15 protein-coding genes are annotated in these 19,397 nt (G+C 54.8%); 5 read left to right on the top strand and 10 right to left on the bottom strand.

The genetic code is table 11. The features are described from left to right. Positions 1-77 precede the first annotated feature (77 nt). The 3 genes from EYB48_RS00715 (at position 78) to EYB48_RS00705 (ending at position 1,845) form a co-directional block, all read left to right on the top strand. Positions 78-506 (top strand): hypothetical protein, encoded by a 429-nt coding sequence (locus EYB48_RS00715; protein WP_162018367.1) that lies wholly within the window; start codon positions 78-80, stop codon positions 504-506. Between the two features lie 330 nt (positions 507-836). After that, positions 837-1,220 (top strand): hypothetical protein, encoded by a 384-nt coding sequence (locus tag EYB48_RS00710; protein WP_162018366.1) that lies wholly within the window; start codon positions 837-839, stop codon positions 1,218-1,220. 43 nt (positions 1,221-1,263) lie between these two features. Further along, a complete protein-coding gene (locus EYB48_RS00705) occupies positions 1,264-1,845 on the top strand; it encodes a DUF6438 domain-containing protein (protein ID WP_162018365.1) in 582 nt (193 codons plus the stop codon). Between the two features lie 124 nt (positions 1,846-1,969). Here the strand turns inward: EYB48_RS00705 and EYB48_RS00700 are convergent, their stop codons facing one another. The 6 genes from EYB48_RS00700 to EYB48_RS00675 all read right to left on the bottom strand — a co-directional run bounded on the left by EYB48_RS00700 (position 1,970) and on the right by EYB48_RS00675 (position 10,666). Further along, positions 1,970-5,098 carry an efflux RND transporter permease subunit gene (locus EYB48_RS00700; protein WP_162018364.1) on the bottom strand — a complete coding sequence of 1,043 codons (3,129 nt, stop codon included), beginning with the start codon at positions 5,096-5,098 and terminating at the stop codon, positions 1,970-1,972. 9 nt (positions 5,099-5,107) lie between these two features. After that, positions 5,108-6,343, bottom strand: coding sequence for an efflux RND transporter periplasmic adaptor subunit (locus EYB48_RS00695; RefSeq protein WP_235934816.1), 1,236 nt, complete (start codon positions 6,341-6,343; stop codon positions 5,108-5,110). A 27-nt stretch (positions 6,344-6,370) separates the two neighbouring features. Next, positions 6,371-7,843: an efflux transporter outer membrane subunit gene (locus EYB48_RS00690; RefSeq protein ID WP_235934815.1), complete on the bottom strand. Its 1,473-nt coding sequence runs from the start codon at positions 7,841-7,843 to the stop codon at positions 6,371-6,373. A gap of 71 nt (positions 7,844-7,914) precedes the next feature. Then, positions 7,915-8,625, bottom strand: coding sequence for a CerR family C-terminal domain-containing protein (locus EYB48_RS00685; RefSeq protein WP_162018363.1), 711 nt, complete (start codon positions 8,623-8,625; stop codon positions 7,915-7,917). A 206-nt stretch (positions 8,626-8,831) separates the two neighbouring features. Next, on the bottom strand, positions 8,832-9,344 hold the full coding sequence (rraA, locus tag EYB48_RS00680) for a ribonuclease E activity regulator RraA (protein WP_162018362.1): 513 nt from the start codon (positions 9,342-9,344) through the stop codon (positions 8,832-8,834). 50 nt (positions 9,345-9,394) lie between these two features. Beyond that, the gene (locus tag EYB48_RS00675) at positions 9,395-10,666 is read right to left on the bottom strand and encodes an MFS transporter (protein ID WP_162018361.1); all 1,272 of its coding nucleotides are present in this window, start codon (positions 10,664-10,666) and stop codon (positions 9,395-9,397) included. Between the two features lie 108 nt (positions 10,667-10,774). Between EYB48_RS00675 and EYB48_RS00670 the strand changes: the two genes are divergently transcribed. Then, complete coding sequence (locus EYB48_RS00670; protein WP_162018360.1) at positions 10,775-11,575, top strand: AraC family transcriptional regulator; 801 nt, start codon at positions 10,775-10,777, stop codon at positions 11,573-11,575. 12 nt (positions 11,576-11,587) lie between these two features. On the opposite strand, the gene EYB48_RS00665 is transcribed toward EYB48_RS00670, so the two are convergent. Then, positions 11,588-11,830: a hypothetical protein gene (locus EYB48_RS00665; protein WP_162018359.1), complete on the bottom strand. Its 243-nt coding sequence runs from the start codon at positions 11,828-11,830 to the stop codon at positions 11,588-11,590. Positions 11,831-12,160: 330 nt separating this feature from the next. Continuing rightward, entirely contained in the window at positions 12,161-14,749 is a 2,589-nt protein-coding gene (gene clpB, locus EYB48_RS00660; RefSeq protein ID WP_162018358.1) for an ATP-dependent chaperone ClpB, read from the bottom strand. 245 nt (positions 14,750-14,994) lie between these two features. On the opposite strand from clpB, the gene EYB48_RS00655 reads away from it, so the two are divergent. Then, positions 14,995-16,008 carry an SAM-dependent methyltransferase gene (locus EYB48_RS00655; protein ID WP_162018357.1) on the top strand — a complete coding sequence of 338 codons (1,014 nt, stop codon included), beginning with the start codon at positions 14,995-14,997 and terminating at the stop codon, positions 16,006-16,008. Positions 16,009-16,017: 9 nt separating this feature from the next. Here EYB48_RS00655 and pip read toward each other — a convergent pair whose 3' ends face one another. Both pip and EYB48_RS00645 read right to left on the bottom strand, forming a co-directional pair. After that, a complete protein-coding gene (gene pip, locus EYB48_RS00650; RefSeq protein WP_162018356.1) occupies positions 16,018-16,980 on the bottom strand; it encodes a prolyl aminopeptidase in 963 nt (320 codons plus the stop codon). Positions 16,981-17,070: 90 nt separating this feature from the next. Continuing rightward, entirely contained in the window at positions 17,071-19,302 is a 2,232-nt protein-coding gene (locus EYB48_RS00645; protein ID WP_162018355.1) for a TonB-dependent receptor plug domain-containing protein, read from the bottom strand. Positions 19,303-19,397 lie beyond the last annotated feature (95 nt).

Genomic DNA, 19,397 nt, shown 5'->3' with positions numbered 1-19,397 from the left:
TCAAAAAAATTACAGCCTCACTTAAACCATAATTTAATGTGATGGAAATCGGTTTACACAAAGTTCAGGACACCACCATGTCGACCTACAACTCCCCCCTGCTCCTAGGTGCCGCACTTAGTCTGATTGCGGCAGCCCTACATTTCTCCTGCATTTTCTGGGGTGCTGATGGTTTTCGCTTTCTTGGCGCAGGCGAACCCATAGTCAGTATGTCTGCCGCGGGCCATTGGTATCCACCGGTAGTTGCCTTTGCCATAGGCGCTGTGTTGACTACCTGGGCTCTTTACGCTTTTTCAGGAGCGGGCGTCATTCGACCGTTACCCTTGCTACGAGCGGCCTTGATTGGCATCACTGCGATTTACCTGTTGCGAGCAGTGGCTTTCCCACTCTTGAAACCAGCATTTCCTGACAACAGCCCTACGTTCTGGTTTGTGACCTCGGCCATTTGTCTCGTCTTCGGCCTCACTCACTTGCTTGGGCTATTACAAGTGTGGAAACGTATATGAATTCCAAACTGCCATTGCCGCCAAAAATTACTAAAGCACTCTCGACAAAATACGCAGGCGGCACATGATGTTATCAGCTCTAACTTCTTTACCGCTGCGCACTGGGCTGCACGTTTCAACGATATCGAGGCGCTACAAATTCTGAAAGAGTATGGTGCTGATTTATGCGTAGCTACCTTGGACATTGATTGGAGGACGCCGGAAGATGTGGCACGCTCTAATCAGTGTGCAGAAGCACTTGCCTACCTCGAAAATGTTTGCCACGGATGTGCCAATAGGCTGTATGAATAAAAAGAGCGCTAAGTGCAGATTAACCCAGAAAAAAATCACATGAAACGTACAGTCATCATCTGCCACTTCATTACGCTGCTTATCTGCGTATTGACCTATTTGAAAACTACAGCCATCTGGTCTGTTGTAGCTATCGACTGGCTGCTACCTGGTGGACAAGTAAATACGAGTGCGCTCTTGTTAGCAATCGTCTACAACATAGCCATATTGTGCACCATCGTTTTTCCTCTTTCCTGGTCGAGCCGGAATCAACTTGTTTTTGGCGCAGGTTTTGGCGTGTGCCTGGGTCTGGTCTTGCTGGCTGCGGTCGGAATGAAGCCTGGTATTCTTCAGTGTATTGCATCATTCGCTTTGGCTAGTTACGAACGACAACCAGCCAGCAGAAACATGGACAGCGGCGAAAAATCCGCTCGCGCCAAATAGACCTCTGTCACATCCAGCATTTGACTTTTTACGGGATACGTAAATGACTCGAGAGTACATGATTCCGCTACTAATCTCTGCAGTAATTGCGTTGGCTGGTTGTGGCCCCCAAAAACTCCAAACATCCTCTGAGCATCAGTCGACCGCATCAAAGTATCAGCCATTTATTGATAGATCGATTACGCCAAAGACGGAATTTTTTGCATTGGATGCACTCCCATACGAGTCAATTTCAATGGAGCGACAAGGTTGTTATGGAGGATGCCCTTTCCAAAAGCTCATCTTCCATAAAAATCTTAAAGCAGAGGTAATTGGGTACTTTCACATAGATGAGCAGAGCAGATTTCACATCGGCAACTACGAAGGAGAAATAGATTTATATTCGTATGGCCATCTTTGTTATTTGCTTGATCGACTTGGATTCTTAACACTGGAACCTGAGTACAGCCCAATGATGCTTGATGCGGAAACGATCAAGATCACAGTCACCACAGCAAACCGGGAAATTTCAGTGACAGAGACTGGCAGAACTGGCCCAATTGAATTATGGGGTATCGAACACTTGATTGATAATCTTCGCCATCAAATCAAGTGGCGAAAGCTTGATGCGAAGAAGGAGCAATGATCCTAAGCTGCCCATGGACTAATGACAACAACTCGCACGCATCAAATCCTTACTTATCTCAGTCACCAGCACCCCATGAAGGCGGTGCTGGCAAAACTGGCGGGATAGCAGAAAACACCCGACCTTAACTCACAGTCTGCGCCGCTTTCTTGCCGCGCAGGCGGCCCAGCAGGTGTTCGAAGTCGTCGATGTAGGTGAACACGGCGGGGACCACCAGCAGACTCAGTAAGGTCGAGGTAATCAGGCCGCCGATCACGGCAATCGCCATTGGCGAGCGGAAGCTAGGGTCTGCGCCCCAGCCCAGTGCCAGTGGCATCATGCCTGCGCCCATGGCGATCGTGGTCATGATGATAGGACGGCTGCGTTTATGGCAGGCGTCGACCAGTGCATCAAAACGGCTCATGCCTTCTGCGCGTGCCAGCACCGCATAATCGACCAGCAGAATCGAGTTCTTGGTCACGATACCCATCAGCATAATCAGACCTATCATGGACGGCATGGATAAAGCCTGACCGGTCACCAGCAAGGCGACGAAGGCACCGCCTATACTCAGCGGCAGTGCGGCCAAAATCGTTACCGGCTGCAGGAAGTCTTTGAACAGCAAGACCAGCACGCCATAGATACACAGGATGCCGATCAACATCGCGATGCCGAAGCTGGCGAACAGCGCCTGCATTTCCTGTGCGTCGCCCAGTTCAGCGATGCTGACTGCGGCAGGCAGATTTTTCATGCTTGGCAGTGCGCGTGCTTCTGCATTGACTTCACCCAGTTGGCGGCTACCCAATTCCACATCCAGCGTGACATTGCGGCTGCGGTTCAGGCGGTCGATCTGGGCCGGGCCGGATTCCATCGTGACTTTAGCGATGGTGGCCAACATCACCGGACCATTTTTACCCGGCACCGTCAGGCGCTCAATATCGGCCAGGCTGGCGCGGAAATGGTCAGGCAGTTTGATACGGATCGGCACCTGACGCTGCGCCAGATTCAGCTTAGGCAGCATGGTATCGTAATCCCCTGCTGTCGCCACGCGCACCGTCTCACCGATGCTGGCAGCAGTTACGCCCAGCTCGGCAGCACGTGCCATATCGGGTCTGACGATGATTTCCGGGCGTACCAGCGAAGCACTGGAACTCACGTTACCGACACCTTTCAGGGTACGCAATTCACGCTCTACGGCTCTGGCGGCTTCCACCAGTGCGACCGGGTCTTCACTCTTCAGCACTAACTGCATTTTGACGCCGGAATCGGGTGGGCCGACGGTGAACTTAGCACCCGGCAGTGACGCCAGTTTCTCGCGTATCGCGCCATCGATATCGGCCATGCTGGCCTTTCTGTTGTCGCGATGGGTGGTGGTAATCGTCAACACCGCACGGCGTGCTTCAGCCGCAGCACCTGGTGCAAACGCATCACCGCTGGAGCCGCCACCGACAGAGCTGAAGATACTCAGCACATTGCGGTCTTCCTTGATCAGCACGCGTGCCTGCTCTGCTAATGCACGCGTCTCGGCCAACGTGCTGCCGGGCGGCAGTTCGATGTTAACCTGGGTCTGGGCGCGGTCAGAGGCCGGCACGAAACCGGTAGGTAGCAAACCGACCAGCATGATAGAGCCAACAAAGAATGCGCCCGCTGCCAGCATAGTCAACAGTCGATGGCGCAGACACCATTGCATAGTGCGCATATAGCGTTGCATGATCCAGCCATCGGCCGCTTCACCATGCGCATGTGCCTGAACATGTGCATCAGAGGCAGGCTTTAACAGGTAGGCCGCCATCATCGGTGTGAGCAAACGCGCCACCACCAGCGACGCCAGAATCGCGATCACCGCCGTCCAGCCAAACTGCTTAAAGAATAACCCCGGCACCCCGCCCATAAAGGCAGTCGGCAAAAACACGGCCACCAGCGCGAAGGTAGTGGCAATCACCGCCATCCCGATTTCATCGGCTGCTTCCATTGCAGCCTGCATCGGGGTTTTACCCATTTGCAGATGGCGTGCGATGTTTTCGATTTCCACAATCGCATCATCGACCAGCACACCCACCACCAGCGCCAGTGACAGCAGGGTCACGGTATTGAGGGTATAACCGAAATACTTCAGCCCCAGAAAAGTCGGGATTACCGACAAAGGCAAAGCAGCCGCTGCGACTATGGTGGCGCGCCAGTCACGCAGGAACCACCAGACCACCAGCACCGCCAGCAAAGCGCCTTCGTACAGCAAATGCATAGAGCCATCAAAGTTCTCTTCTACCGGCTGCGCATTGTCTATCGCTTCAAAGAAATGCAGCTTGGGATAGCTCGCCTTCATTTCTTCTATCGCCTGTTTGCTGGCCAGTGCCACTTCAACTTCGCTCGCACCCTTGGTGCGGAACACTTCAAAGCCCACTACCACTTTGCCATCCAGCGTCGCGACTGAGCGCGGCTCGGCGATGGTATCGCTGACCTTCGCTACCTGGTCCAGCCGTATGTGGCGGCCATCCGGCAGCGGCACATCCAGCTGCGCCAGTTCTGCAGCAGTTTTGACAGTGGCGATGGTACGTATCGATTGCTCGGCACCGCTGACATCACCACGGCCACCGGGGGCTTCCTGCTGTACCAGTTTGATACGGCGCGAGACATCGACGGCAGACACATTCAAAGCCGCCATCTGATCGGCATTCAGCTCGACCCGCACTTCACGGTTAACCCCGCCTACCCTTTTGACGCCACCGACGCCGGGGATATTGCGCAGGCGTTTCGCCACGGTGTTATCCACGAACCAGCTCAGATCCTGAATATCCATGCGGCTTTCCGGGCCATCCTTGCTGTCAGCCGCATCTGCCTTGGCTTCCACGGTATAGGTGCTCACCACCCGCCCCGCTGTTGAGGCTTTGGTCACCACCGGGTCGCGCATTTCGCTGGGCAGATCCGCCCTGACCGTGGCGACTGCATCACGCACTTCATTGACGGCATCCGAGATTTGTTTTTCCAGGATGAACTCCACCGTCACCGACACATCACCGTCCAGCACCTTGGTGTAGACGTTTTTAACACCTTGCACTGAAGAGACTGCGTCTTCGATTTTGCGTGCGACTTCGGTTTCCAGCTGAGCCGGTGCAGCACCCTGCAAGGTCGCGCTGACAGTCACGATAGGTAATTCGATATCCGGAAAATCCTGCACTATCGTTGCTTTAAACGATAGCAGGCCAGCCAGCGTCAGCAAGATAAACAGCATGATCGCCGGTATCGGGTTTTTAATTGATAGCGCTGAAAAGTTCACAATCGCCCCTTATTTTTGTGTGCTGGTCGAGGCAGCCGCAGCGGCAGGCTTGCCCGCTGCAGGATTAACCACTTTGACCAGATCGCCATCATTGAGGAAACCGGCACCGCTGACCACCACGGTCTGGCCTGCCTGTATACCGGACAGCACTTCCACCATTTCGCCTTGCGGCTGGCTGACCCGGCGTCCGGTCTGCAGCTTCACTTGCGTAACTTTGCCATCGTTATTCAGGCGGAAAACATAACTAAAGCCATCCCTGACCACGATGGCCTGCTGCGGTATCGTCAATCCGGCAGAATGACCGAGCAGGAATTCGCCTTTGGCATACATGCCGGGTTTGAACACGCCCGCTGCCTTCGCTTCCTTAGGCGGCAGCAAATCGACATACACCAGACCGTTGCGGGTTTGCGCATCCAGAACTGGCGCCACCATACGCACCTTGCCCTTCCATTGCGCACCGCCAGGTGCCGTCACGATGGCTTCGCTGCCATTGCTGATACGCGCCATTTCTGACGCGGTCAGCTCAGCGCGCCATTCCAGCCGTCCTTGCCGTATCATGCGGAACAGTTCCGCGCCACTCTGCACTACTGCCCCAAACGTCGCCGGACGGGCGCTGATCACACCGGCATCGGGTGCCAGCACACGGGTATGTTTCATCCTGAGCTGTTGTGCTGCCAGCGCAGCTTTCGCCGCATCCAGTCTGGCTTTGGCGGTCGCTTCAGCACTCAGATACTGGCCGATTTGCTGGGCACTGAGCGCACCTGTGTTTTGCAGATTGCGTGCACGTTCTGCATTGGCCTGTGCCTCAGCCAGATTGGCTGCCGCTTCTGCCACACTGGCGTTAGCTGCTGCCAGATCGGTCTGCACCGTTTCACTGACAAAGCTGGCCAGTAGCTGGCCGCGCTGAACCACATCACCGATATTGACGTGCAATTCCTGTATGCGTAAGCCGTTCGCTTCTGAACCGATGATGGCTTCCTGCCAGGCCTGCACATTGCCATTGGCCGCCAGCCGCAACGGTATGTCTGCAATCGTAGGCTGCGTGGTAGTCACGGTCAGTGCAGGCTTGAGTTTGCTGTTGCTTGCGGCGCTGCTATTGGCCTGTGCCGACGCACTGCTGTCAGCCGCCATAGACAGGCTGTAGCTGCCCAATGCGGCCAGTAAGACCAATACTGAAGAAGTCGCCCAAAACGAGGGACGAAGCGCAGTACGTGAAGAAAAATGCTGTGAAATTTGGGTAAACATAGTCATCTGCTTTCTTAGCAAGCGGGATTATTGTGAATTCTGTGCGGAGGTAGCGGAGACAGCAGAGGTAGCAGAAGTAGCCGCTGCAGCAGGTAGTGCTGCCTGCGTGTTCCAGCCACCACCGGCGGCGCGGTACAGCGAGATCCAGGCACGGCGACGTTCGGATTGCAGCGCGCTTTCATTGAGCTCGGCCGCAAACGCGCTACGGCGCGCGTCTTCCAGATCAAACAGACTGGCCATGCCTTGCTGATAGCGGCTCGCCGTCTGCGCTGCATGCGCTGCATAGGAACGGGCTGCCACTGCGGCATCCTGTTGTCTGGCTTCAGCACTGCGCAGATTCACCAGTGCTTCTTCCACCTCACGTACTGCCTGCCGCACTTTGGCCTGGTAGTTGCTGGCACTGGCCAGATAACGCGCCTCGGCCGCATCGACGTTTGCCGCCAGACGGCCACCGTTAAACAAAGGCAGAGTCAGGCTCAGCGGACCGAGCGACCAGCTGGGTGCAGATAAAGTGCCGGAACTGCCCTCAGCATATGCGCGACCGACAAAACCAGTCAGCGCCAGGCGCGGAAAGCGCTGCGCCTGAGCTGCTGAAATTTGCGCATACGCCGCAGTCATCTCCTGTTCCGCGGCATACACATCGGGCCGCTGACCAAGCACACTGGCCGGCAGGCTGCTGATGCCGACCGGTTGCCAGGCAGGCTGGGTGGCGGCTTGCTGTATCAGTGCCGCGACTTCGGTTTCAGGCAAGTCAGTCAGCGCTACCAGCGCCTTACGCTCTACTTCGCAGGCCGCCTGCTGTTGCAGCGTACGGTTATTACCTTCTGCCGCAGCTGCCTGCGCCAGCACCAATTGGTTTTGCGAAGCTACACCGGCTTTCGCGCTGAGCGCCGTTACCCTTGCGGTTTCCTGTCTGGACTCACTGTCTTTACGGGTCAAAGCCAGCGTCAGCAGACACTGGCGCGCATTCACGTATTGTGTGGCTGTTTCCGCTGCCACCGAGATTCTGGCGTCATGCCACATAGCGCGACTCGCATCGAGGCTGGCCTGACTGGCATCACGACCTGCGCGGCCAGCGCCAAACACATCAATTTCCCAGGAAGTCTGTAAGCCAGCCTGTCCCTGATTAGCAGCTGGCATACCAGGCTGACTGCGCGCACGGCTGGCATTGGCTGTCGCATCCAGCGTCGGTAGCAAGGCCGCACCACTGCTCACGCGCGCAGCACGGGCAGTTTCGATATTGGCCCAGGCCTGGGCAATGCCGGGGCTGACTGCCTGCGCAGCTGAAATCAGTTGCAGCAAGGCGGGATCACCTTGTGCCTGCCACCATTGCTGCAAGCTGGCGGCCTGCGTAGTTGGTGGCAGAGCCTGCAGCAGAGACTGCTGAGTCTGCTGATTCTGCACTGACGTGGCCGCCAGTTGTTCGGCCGGAGCGCGCACCGTGCTGCTGCAAGCGGTGCTCAACAGCAGTATAGGAATCAGACTGCATTTCATATTCATGTTCAAGATTTCTCCATCTCAGATCCAAATCAATACTTACAATTTTTAGGGCTCAGGCGCTTCACAAGCTATCAGACAGTCTGGCGGCGACGCAGCTCGGCTTCACACATCGCCAGCGCGAAATCGATAATCCGCTGCACATACTGATCGATAGCGGCCTGGCTGTTAATCAGGTCTGGCTGGATCGCTTCAATCACATCAAGATTGACGAACAAGGACAAGGCCAGTCCGGTTAGGGAAAATGCCAGGCGCTGCACATCCGCATCCGGCTGCTGCAAGCCCAGATAACGGCTAATGCACTGCACCAGCCCGGCATGTGCCGGTTTGATCAAAGTCTCAATTTCATCCTGCCACAGACCGGTAGGCTCCAGCATTTCGCGGCAGTACAGCTTCATGAATAAAGCAGCTTTCTCGCCCTGCCTGAGCGCATCGGTGAAGCCGTGTACCAGCGCGGTCATGGAAGCGCGTAAATCCTCGCCCTCAAACACTTCCGGTTTAATTTCCGGGTTGTAGCGCGGATCGTGAAATACCGCGCGGTACAAACCCATTTTGTCGCCAAAGTAATAACTGATCGCGGAAATATTCACCTCTGCCGTACGCGCAATTTCACGCGTGGAGGCTTTGGCAAATCCGTGATTTGCAAATAGCAGCAAACCGGCGTCTAACAAACGCAGGCGTGCTTCTGCACCATCTGCCCTGAGCCCGCGCTCCAGCTTTTGCGCATTGCTTGCGGTATGAATGTTCTGTTGGTCTGGCTGAGACTGAGCGTCTTGAGATTTCATGGCTGGAACCGTGCCCTTAAACGAAGGGCGTAAAAATAAAAACGGATACTAGCACACAAATCAAACGTTTGATTGAACTAGAGAGAACAGTAAGGGTATTTGTATGCATAGACATCAGGTCAAATGAAAAAGCCAGCAGATCAACAAAGATCAACTGGCTTTCATTGCTATGCCTGCTTCGCTTGAGGCAGCTTTAGTCAGGCAATTTAGGTATGCAAGGCCTGATCAGCCACTAACACACCATCGGCATCGGCATAGATCCACTGCCCCGGCGCGATGCGTACACCGGCTATCGTGACCGTGACTTCCGCTTCGCCACCACCTTTCTTCACACTGCGTACCGGCATCGCGGCCAACGCACGCACACCGATCTGGCAGGCATTGATTTCTGCGCTATCCCGAACACAGCCATGCACGATGATGCCAGACCAGCCATTTTTTTCTGCCAGCACGGCCAGATTGCCGCCAACCAGCGCACAGCGCAGACTGCCGCCGCCGTCGATCACCAGCACCCGCCCCTGCCCGGCTGTTTCTAAAGTGCTGCGCACCATGCCATTATCTTCAAACAAACGCAGAGTGGCGGCCGGACCGGCGAACTGAGTTTTGGCGCCAAAGGATAAAAAAACCGGTGGCAATACACGCAAACTACCCTTTGCCAGCAAGGGCTCGTGTGCATCACACAGATCGCAGGTCAGTAAAGAAGCAGAAGTTTCAGACATCGATATCCTCCAAGTAGGCAATCAGAAAAGCCATCTGCTGCGGTTCCAGGTCAGGCACGCACACTGGCATTGCGGGCACGGGTTCGGGCACCGACATTGACCGCTGTCAGGATAGCGAGCACCTGGAACACACAGACCAATACAAATACCAAGGATGGCTGATGTCTGTCCATGATCGCACCAAACAATAGCGGCGAGCAAGCGAGGCCAGAGTCTAATCCTGAATACACGATGCCATACACGCGGCCTGTCGCGTTCTTGGGCGCGGCTGCACGTATCATCAAGTCGCGAGATGGGCCAGCCACACCGGAGCCAAAGCCTATTGCCGCCATCAAGACTACCGCCAGCCCGCTACCCGGCAAACCAGTAGCGAGGCACAGTGCAAACATACCGGCTGCGCCAAACGCCATTGCGATAGTGCGGTCATGATTTTTGGCTTTCGCCGCCAGCATCCCGCCCCACAACATACCGCCAGCCGAAGCCAGCATATACAGGGTGTAAGCACTGGTGGCCGTAGCCAGCGACATGCCATATAAATCACGCAGACTGGTGGCAGAAAAGTTTTGTATGCCACCGAGACCCATAGCGATCAGAAAGAAAAAAGCAAAGCACATCCAGACCGCAGGTATTTTCAAAAAGTCCAGCGTACCTTCGGCCTGCGCGCCGTTTGCATTGAGTTTGCCACTGTCTGCTGCAGGATTTTTTGCGACCTGGGTAGTACGCAGTAAATCTTTGTGCCAGACCAGCAGCGCCAGCACAGCCAACGGTAAGGCGGATGCACATAATAATGCCGTGCGCCAGTCACTGAACTGCGCAATCGAGACCAGAAAAACCGGCGCCGCCGCCCAGCCCAGATTGCCGGTAATGCCGTGTACAGAAAACGCATAACCGAGGCGGACGGGCGTCACTTTTTGATTGAGCAAAGTGTAATCGGCCGGATGAAATACGCTATTGCCTACACCAGCCACCATCGCGCCCAGCATTAAGAAGCCATAGCTGGGTGCCATCGATAACAGCAAGGCCGCCAGCGCCAGACAACTAATACCAAAGAACAGCACCGCGCGCGCGCCGATACGGTCCACCACAAAACCGGATAAGGCCTGACCGATACCCGAGATGACAAAAAACACCGTCATCAGCAAGCCCAGTTCGGCATACGATAATTGAAATGCTTCTTTAATCCAGGGGAATAAGGGCGCCAGTATCATGTGAAAAAAATGCGAAATCCCATGCGCGACGCCGACCAGGCTGATGATCAGCGCATCGGTTTTGCCTGCGGCTGGCTGAGTCCCTGTGGCGGGGGCATATCCTGCATTCGACATAAAAAACTCCGTTAAGTAGAAACTGGCCTCAGTCTACGGAAATTCGCCACGGCAGATTTAAGATAGAATGCCAATTTTTGTCGCAAACCCGCCAAATTAAACATCATCATGCGCATCCCGCAACTGACCGAGTACCAGCCGCATCCGCCGGAACGCCACCCTACTCCGGCACGTCCTATCCGTTTGATTTCCAGAGATATGCAAAACGCCAGGAATCTGGAAGCGCATCAGCATGGCTGGGGCCAGCTCACCTATACCCCGCAAGGTATGTTGCAGGTGCTGGCAGATGGGCAAATCTGGTTTGTGCCACCGATGCGCGCAGTCTGGATACCGCCGGATATGATGCACGAAGTGCGCACACTGGCCGACTCGCGTTTGCGCGTACTGCAGATACACAGGGATTGTCATCCCTTTCCGGGCGATAGCTGTGTGATCCTTGAAGTCTCAGGCCTGTTACGTGAGCTGATCGCCGCCATTGCGCAGTTTGAGGCCGGATGTGAACGCGAATCCAATTTGTTCAAAGTCATATTTGATGAATTGCGCGCCGCCACCCCGCTGCCTATTCATCTGCCCATGCCGCAGGATAAGCGCTTGAAAACCCTGTGTGAGCTGATGCTGAACCAGCCTGCCAATCAGGATAGTCTGGAACAACTGGCGCAGCACAGCGGCGCATCGGCACGCACCCTGAGCCGTTTGTTCGATAAAGAACTGGGAATGAGTTTTCGACTGTGGCGCCAACAAATGCGGCTGGCGCGCGCCACGCCTCTGATCGCGTCCGGCATGCCGCTGTCACAGGTAGCGGCTGAGCTGGGCTATACCAGCCAGTCGGCTTTTTCTGCAATGTTCAGAAAAACCCTGGGCAGTTCACCGACCGCTTTTTTTAAACGCAAACCGGAACAGGCTGCCTGATGAGCGCAGCCATCATGGATTTGTTTGCCATACCACAGCCTTGCCATTCACCTTGAGCGTACGCACACCTGCCTGCTGTTCCAGCGCCACGGCACGGATGCCTTCAGCCTGATACACGATTTTCTGATTCAGCAGCACAACACGGCCATCGCGCAGTTCCAGCGTGTCTGTACTGCTACTGGCCTTACCTTGCGTGCCAAAAATGGAAATGACTTCTTTTTTATTCGTGGAATAGCTGTAAGCATAATCCGGCATGCGATATGCATAATATGCAACGACGCCAGCAATGAGGATGAGCAAGATACGAAACATAGCAAACAGGAAGATAGCCCAAAAATAGGGCTTACGCAAAATTGTCCCAGCAAGAGCTAAAAAACCCTTTTCTGCTTTGGGTGACATCGCTGGCAAGCGATGTCCGTTTCGCCAGCAGGCAACGTGTTGCCTGAAACCCTGGCTACACCCTGGCGACGCAGGCAGTACGCATAGTACGACAAGGAGCCATAACGCAGCTGGGGCGGTTTTGCGTAAGTTCTAAAAAAAAGGGTGATGCTGACGCACCACCCCAACTTGCTTAAACGTATTAAATCACACTTTCTCGAATACCAGCTCGCCATTTTCGACATCGACCAAAATAATATCTTTAGGGCCGAATTTTCCTTGCAATATCTCTTTAGAGAGCAGGTTTTCTATCTGCTGCTGGATCGCGCGTTTCAGTGGCCTTGCACCATACACAGGATCGAAACCGGCCTCTGCGATTTTGAGTAAGGCGGCATCGCTGACCTGCAAGCCCATATCCATCTGCAACAGGCGCTGCTCCAGAGTTTTGAGCTGTATCTTGGCGATCGCACCAATGTTTTTCGCATCCAGCGCATGGAATACCACGATTTCATCGATACGGTTGATGAATTCAGGACGGAAATGGGTTTTGACTTCGCCCATGACTGCGAGCTTAATCAACTCAGGATCGCTGCCTTCCATGGCCTGAATCTGATGTGAACCTAGATTCGAGGTCATGATAATCACCGTGTTTTTAAAGTCCACAGTTCTGCCCTGACCATCGGTCATGCGTCCGTCATCCAACACCTGCAACAAGACATTGAATACATCGTGATGCGCCTTCTCTACTTCATCAAGCAAAATCACGCTGTAAGGCTTACGGCGTACGGCTTCGGTCAGGTAACCGCCTTCTTCATAGCCGACATAACCAGGTGGCGCACCGATCAGGCGTGCCACGCTGTGTTTTTCCATGAATTCGCTCATGTCGATGCGGATCAGCGAATCCTCGGTATCAAACAGGAAGCTGGCCAGCGCCTTGCATAATTCTGTCTTACCGACGCCGGTAGGCCCGAGGAACAGGAAAGAACCATACGGACGCCCAGGATCACCCAAGCCGGCACGCGAACGGCGGATCGCATCGGATACTGCGACGATCGCCTCGTGCTGCCCGACCACGCGCTGATGCAATGCGTCTTCCATATGCAGCAGTTTTTCGCGCTCGCCCTGCATCATGCGCGACACCGGGATGCCGGTCGCACGCGAGACGATCTCGGCGATTTCCTCAGCACCAACCTGAGTGCGCAGCAGCTTGTTTTTCGATCCTGGCTGCTGGCTGGCGGAAGCGGCATCGGCCTGCTTCAGCTGCGCTTCGAGCTCAGGCAAACGCCCATACTGCAGCTCAGACATGGTTTGCCAGTCGCCCTTACGCTTGGCATCTTCCATCTGCAGGCGCAGCTTTTCAATTTCTTCCTTGATATGGGTACTGCCCTGCACACTGGCTTTTTCTGCCTTCCAGATTTCTTCCAGATCCGCATATTCGCGGGACAGCTTTTCTATCTCTTCTTCAATCAAGCCCAGACGTTTATGCGAGGCCTCGTCTTTTTCACGTTTAACGGCTTCACGTTCTATCTTGAGCTGTATCAGGCGGCGGTCCAGCTTATCCATCACCTCGGGCTTAGAATCGATTTCTATCTTGATCTTAGCTGCAGCTTCATCGATCAGGTCGATTGCTTTATCGGGCAGGAAGCGGTCGGTGATATAGCGGTTGGATAATTCAGCCGCAGCCACGATGGCCGGATCGGTAATATCGACGCCGTGATGGACTTCGTATTTTTCCTGCAAGCCGCGCAAAATCGCGATGGTCGCCTCGACCGTAGGCTCATCCACCATGATTTTCTGAAAACGACGCTCCAGCGCGGCGTCTTTTTCTATGTACTGACGATACTCATCGAGCGTGGTGGCACCGACGCAATGCAATTCACCGCGTGCCAGTGCGGGCTTGAGCATATTACCGGCATCCATCGCACCTTCCGCTTTACCGGCACCGACCATGGTATGTAATTCATCGATAAAGACGATGGTCTGCCCCTCATCGAGTGCGATTTCTTTGAGTACGGCTTTCAGCCTTTCTTCAAACTCACCACGGTATTTGGCACCCGCCAGCAATGCCGCCATATCGAGCGATAACACGCGCTTGGATTTCAGGCTATCCGGCACTTCGCCATTCACAATACGCTGCGCCAGGCCTTCCACAATCGCGGTTTTACCTACACCCGGTTCACCGATCAGCACAGGATTATTTTTACTGCGACGCTGTAATACCTGAATCGCACGGCGAATTTCATCGTCGCGACCGATCACCGGATCGAGCTTGCCCAGACGGGCGCGTTCGGTCAGATCCAGCGTATATTTTTTCAAGGCTTCACGCTGACCTTCGGCATCCTGGGAATCAACATTGCCACCGCCACGCACCGCAGAAATCGCGGCTTCCAGCGATTTTCGGTTCAGTCCATGCTCGCGTGCCAGCTTACCGGCATCGGATTTATCATCGCTAAGCGCAAGTAAGATCATTTCACTGGCGAGGAACTGGTCACCGCGTTTCTGCGCTTCTTTATCGGCCATGTTCAATAAGCCAGTCAATTCGCGGCTAACCTGCACCTGGCCATCGTTACCGGAGACCTTAGGCAGTCGCTCGGCAGCGGCCTTAAGTGCAGTCTGCAAGGCATTCACATTGACACCGGCACGCTGCAACAGCGAACGGCTGCTGCCGTCATCCTGCTGTATCAGCGCCAGCAGCAAATGTAAGGGTTCGATATACGGATGATCATTGCCCACTGCCTGACTTTGTGCGTCAGCCAGGGCTTCCTGCAATTTGGTCGTGAGTTTATCGAGACGCATGATGTGCTCCTGAATAGTTGATTAACACCCAATTTGGGGCAGCAGGCCTGATTTCAAGCAGTCTGGAAGCGAAACAAAACAGAAGTCTTGTTGTAGGTCAAAGCCGGATAGCTTAGGCTTCAATACAGAGTGGCAAGACATGGTGTCACGCAGGTTTTCAGAGGGAAATAAAATACTTAACAGGCAACATTTCTTTAAGGATACAATTTGCAAAACAGCAGCCACCTGAATTGAAAGTAAGACGAATGCCACGCGCGTCCCAGTTAGCAGAATTACGGTCTTTGAGTCAGCGTCTGTTACAGGAAAACGGAGACAGCGCAGACCGAATTCTGGAAATTGACCGCTTCCGGCACATTTTGGATGAATTGTCTGAGCTCGATTTATTTCCGGGCGGCGTGAATGCTATGCATGAAGGACGGCAGGAGTTAGCGCATGGCATCGCGATTTCACCGGTACAGGCGGCGCTATGTGCGCGTGAACCGCTGCGCAGCATCGCCTTCATGCGCGCCAGTCTGGCAGCGCTGCAAGCCTGCCCAAGCCCGGTCAGCGGGCCGAAACGCATACTGTATGCGGGCTGCGGGCCATATGCCTTGCTGGTGTTGCCTATCCTGCTTAGCCATAGCGCAGAACAGGTGCAGGTGGATTTACTGGATGTCTCAGCCAGCTCGCTGGCGTATGCGATGCAATTGCTGACAGGTCTGGGATTATCGGATCATGTGGGCTTGCATCTGTGCGAGGATGCGACACGCTACACCATACCGTCTGAGCGAAAACCGGATCTGATCATCAGTGAAACCATGAATGTCGCGCTGAGTAAAGAACCGCAATTCGCGATCATGCGTCATCTGTGTCAGCAGGCACCTTCGGCACTGACCGTGCCGCAAGCAGTGCATATCGATCTGGGACTCGGACATTCACGCGAATTGCGCGAACTTGGCCGGGTATTCAGCCTGGATCACGCCACCCTGCTCTCGACCAGTCCCGAAGCGATGCGCGTAGCGGGAAACAGCCTGAGCCTGGAAAAAATTAGTACGAATGATCAGGCGTATTATCTGCTGACCCGCATCCAGGTATTTGGTTCGCACTGGCTCAGGGATCATGAAAGCAGCCTGAATCTGCCGCAGCGTCTGCGCCCTGCGCCGGGCGTGGGCGAGTTCCGCTTTCACTATGCGCTGGGGGCTGCGCCTCATATCGCATATATCGCACATGCAGCTATCGCAGAACAGGATGCGGTGACAGCAGAGGTACAGCCCGGTTGAAGCCGCTAATCAGTCAAACGCCAGACCAGCAGCAAACTGGTTTAAAGCCCGCACCAGTGCTGCTGTAATTCCCGGCTCCATGGACGAATGTCCGGCATCACCGATCACGTGGAAAGCCGCTTCCGGCCAGGCCTGATGCAGGCGGTAGGCCGACACTGGCGGGCAAATCACATCGTAACGGCCTTGCACTATCACTGCCGGTAAATGACGGATCGCGCCGATGTTGCGGATTAAGGCATCATCTTCCATGAATGCGCCATTGCGCATGTAGTGGGCTTCCAGTCGCCCGATACCGAGACTGACGGCGTCTGATTCAAAGCTGGCTATCGCTTCCGGCTGTGGCTTCAGGAACAGGCAGGAACCTTCGTAGCGGCTCCAGTTACGCGCAGCCTCGGTGTAGACAGCGGGATCATCACAGAACAGACGGCTGACATAGGCTTGCAATAGATCGCCACGTTCCGCTTCAGGAATCGCATTAGCAAACGCGGCATGAATTTCAGGGTAAAAGAATTTCATGCCATTCACGAACCACTCCACCTCGGCTTTGGTGCACAGGAAAATTCCGCGCAATACAAAGCCCAGGCAACGTTCAGGATGAGCCTCGCCATAAGCCAGCGCCAGCGTTGAGCCCCAGGAACCACCGAAAATCAGCCACTGTTCTATGCCCAGCATGACACGCAGTTTTTCTATGTCTTCAATCAGCAATTGCGTGGTGTTTTGGCGGTATTCACCGAGTGGTGTCGATTTGCCAGCGCCACGCTGATCAAACAACACGATGCGGTAATGCGCAGGATCGAAAAAACGCCTTTGCAGCGGCGATGAACCAGCACCCGGGCCACCATGCAAATACAGCACAGGCTGGCCGTTTGGATTGCCACATTCTTCCCAATACAAAGTATGTAGCTCGTCGACGGCTAACATGCCGCTGCGATTAGGTTCTATCGGTGGAAACAGGGTGTTGTTGTCGTTCATAGTCAGACCTGAAGAGTGGCGTGAAAAATGCGCCCCATTATAAACGGCAAACTCAATGCGCAGCGTCTACAGATGAGGGGCTAAGCACTACTACCACTTACCCTCCCAGCTCAGACGCCACTGGCGACTGCTGGCTTGCGTGGTTTGCTCACTCCAGCGGCGCTCAGTCAGCTGAAAATAATCTGCACTGCGCTGATCCTGCTGCAGCAAATTATTCACGCTGAGCCGCCACTGGCTATGCGCCTGCGCGCTGAAACTCAGGTAAGCATCGAGATGGCGCCGTGGCCCGCTCAGCGACAGCATGCCGGCTGTATCACGATAACGCTCGCTGGATTGATAGGCCGCATCAAGGCCCATTTTCCATGCCGGGCTGATCGTGTAATCCAAGCCCAGCCTGGCACTCAGACGCGCCTGCTCCGGCAGCCGGTTATCCGGCCCTGAGACTGCCGATAAGCGTGACCAGTTATACGCCAGACTGCTTCTGAGTCGGACAGCCGGGCTGTTTTCCCAGAACTCTTTCAAGGCAAATTTGCCCTCCAGCTCCAAGCCATCGACCACCGCCTTACCATGATTCTGCGTCTGGCTTTCCCAAATGCCCTGCTGCAGACTCAGATGTTCCAGCATTAAATCCTGTACCCATTTACGATAGACACTCACACTGATCTGACTATCCTCACCCAATGCGCGCTCATAGCCCAGATCCAATCCCCATGCGCGCTCCGGCCGCAAGCCGGGGTTACCAAGCTGATCAGGATTAAACGGATTATTGTTATTGTCGACACGGAAGCGGCGTGGTATCAGCTTCGCCAGCGCTGGCTGTTTAAGCGTGCGATTGACAGCCAGGCGCCACTGGGTGTGCGGGTCAGCTTTCCACAAGGTTTGCAGCACCGGACTCCAGACTGCATTTTGCTGACGGATATCAAACTGCCCGGCTTCTTCGCTGTGTGCGGCGAACTGCTCCCAACGTAAGCCCAGATAAGCCGACAGCTGCGCATGCAGTGTCCATTCATCCTGGATATAGCCCGCCAGCTTGCGCATGCTGGCGTCATAGCGATGTGCCGATTGCTGAGGCTGACCGAGCGAAGGCGTATCCCATTCATCGCGGCTCTCTTCGCGTTGTGCCAGACTGCTATCCCAGCCCAGACTGAGCACATGCTGCTCCGAATACGGTGCCAGATATTTGCCGGCCCAGCGCCAGCTGTTTTCTTTGGCATCGGCAAACACCACGCGCTGCTCGCTGAGTCCTGCCGCAGGATTACTACCCCAAAAGCGAAAACGCGAATCACGTGCGAAATGGTTCCAGCCCCATTGCATACTGAGTTTAGCGCTGTCGTTCAGGCGCTGTTCCCATTGCAATTCCTGGCGTGCAGTCAGAATATGCGCGGCCCAGCTGCTGTGATTCAGCGGAAATTCTGAAGTTGCAGGCATCCCCGCGCCAGCCTGCTCGCTTTCCTGCTTGGTGGTTTCCGGTCTGGCGTAATTCAAAAATAATTGCCAGCGCCATTGCCGCTGCTGGTCTGGCTGCCATTGCAGCGAGGGTGTCAGTGTGATGCTGTCACGCCGGTTATGCTGCTGCAATTGCAGACGGCTGTCTGTGCTGTTCTGCCAAAATGCCTGATTGCCATTCTGCGTCAGGTTCTGCACTAACTGCTGACTGAATTGATTTTGCTCCGTGCTACTGCTATCAAGCTGTAAAGCCAGCAAATAGCGCCAGTCCGGTGCAGACGCTAAAGCGCCGCCGCTTTGTACCGAGAATTGTGTGCCCAGCCTGCCATCCTGCAGCGAGGAAGAAGCACGCCATTCGGATTCAGCAGTGGTCTTTTTTTGCCTGAGTTTGATATGGATGCTGCCCGCCATACTGCTTGCAGTCAGATCAGCCCCGGCGACCCGGAAAATTTCTATGCTCTCGACCAGCTCAGGCGCAATGCTGTCAAGCTGAAATCCGGCTGGCATTTCCTGACCATTCACCAGGATCTGGGTATAGCCATTGCCGAGTCCGCGCAGGCGCAACTCAGGCGCTTTCCCCTTGCCTTCAGCGATGGTGATACCGGGCTGACGCCTGAGCACGTCCAGCAATTGATGATCGCCGTAGCGCATGATTTCTTCATGCGGGATCAGCACTTTGGCGGCCGTGTCGTCGCGCCCCGCACGCGCTGCGGCGTTGGCCTTGACCTCGACCTGTTGTACGGTTTGCTGCGCATAGGCAGTCTGGCTTAACCCAGCGAAGCTCAGTGTCAGTCCAATTGCAGGCAGCATAGACAGTGTGCGGTAAGCGCCATGTTGTGTAGCGGTGGGAAGCAGATAAATAGTCGGATGTGGCATGATTTTTCAGAAAAAAGTGCGCAGCTGCCCCTGCGCTGTCCATACAGGAACAGCGCTATGAAGGCTAATAAATAAAGTTGGCTTAGTTGATGTGG

Origin of the sequence: Cognatundibacterium crateris (assembly GCF_010078235.1) — a bacterium.
Taxonomy (GTDB): domain Bacteria; phylum Pseudomonadota; class Gammaproteobacteria; order Burkholderiales; family Burkholderiaceae_D; genus Undibacterium; species Undibacterium crateris.
The sequence above is the reverse complement of the archived record's forward strand: the minus strand, read 5'-3'. Positions and strand labels throughout refer to the sequence as shown.

What these genes read in the sequence shown, in the direction of transcription:
- EYB48_RS00715 (WP_162018367.1), top strand. Translation starts at nt 78, where the DNA reads ATGTCGACCTACAACTCCCCCCTGCTCCTAGGTGCCGCACTTAGTCTG.
- EYB48_RS00710 (WP_162018366.1), top strand. Translation starts at nt 837, where the DNA reads ATGAAACGTACAGTCATCATCTGCCACTTCATTACGCTGCTTATCTGC.
- EYB48_RS00705 (WP_162018365.1), top strand. Translation starts at nt 1,264, where the DNA reads ATGACTCGAGAGTACATGATTCCGCTACTAATCTCTGCAGTAATTGCG.
- EYB48_RS00695 (WP_235934816.1), bottom strand. Translation starts at nt 6,343, where the DNA reads ATGTTTACCCAAATTTCACAGCATTTTTCTTCACGTACTGCGCTTCGT.
- EYB48_RS00690 (WP_235934815.1), bottom strand. Translation starts at nt 7,843, where the DNA reads ATGAATATGAAATGCAGTCTGATTCCTATACTGCTGTTGAGCACCGCT.
- EYB48_RS00685 (WP_162018363.1), bottom strand. Translation starts at nt 8,625, where the DNA reads ATGAAATCTCAAGACGCTCAGTCTCAGCCAGACCAACAGAACATTCAT.
- rraA (WP_162018362.1), bottom strand. Translation starts at nt 9,344, where the DNA reads ATGTCTGAAACTTCTGCTTCTTTACTGACCTGCGATCTGTGTGATGCA.
- EYB48_RS00675 (WP_162018361.1), bottom strand. Translation starts at nt 10,666, where the DNA reads ATGTCGAATGCAGGATATGCCCCCGCCACAGGGACTCAGCCAGCCGCA.
- EYB48_RS00670 (WP_162018360.1), top strand. Translation starts at nt 10,775, where the DNA reads ATGCGCATCCCGCAACTGACCGAGTACCAGCCGCATCCGCCGGAACGC.
- EYB48_RS00665 (WP_162018359.1), bottom strand. Translation starts at nt 11,830, where the DNA reads ATGCCGGATTATGCTTACAGCTATTCCACGAATAAAAAAGAAGTCATT.
- clpB (WP_162018358.1), bottom strand. Translation starts at nt 14,749, where the DNA reads ATGCGTCTCGATAAACTCACGACCAAATTGCAGGAAGCCCTGGCTGAC.
- EYB48_RS00655 (WP_162018357.1), top strand. Translation starts at nt 14,995, where the DNA reads ATGCCACGCGCGTCCCAGTTAGCAGAATTACGGTCTTTGAGTCAGCGT.
- pip (WP_162018356.1), bottom strand. Translation starts at nt 16,980, where the DNA reads ATGAACGACAACAACACCCTGTTTCCACCGATAGAACCTAATCGCAGC.
- EYB48_RS00645 (WP_162018355.1), bottom strand. Translation starts at nt 19,302, where the DNA reads ATGCCACATCCGACTATTTATCTGCTTCCCACCGCTACACAACATGGC.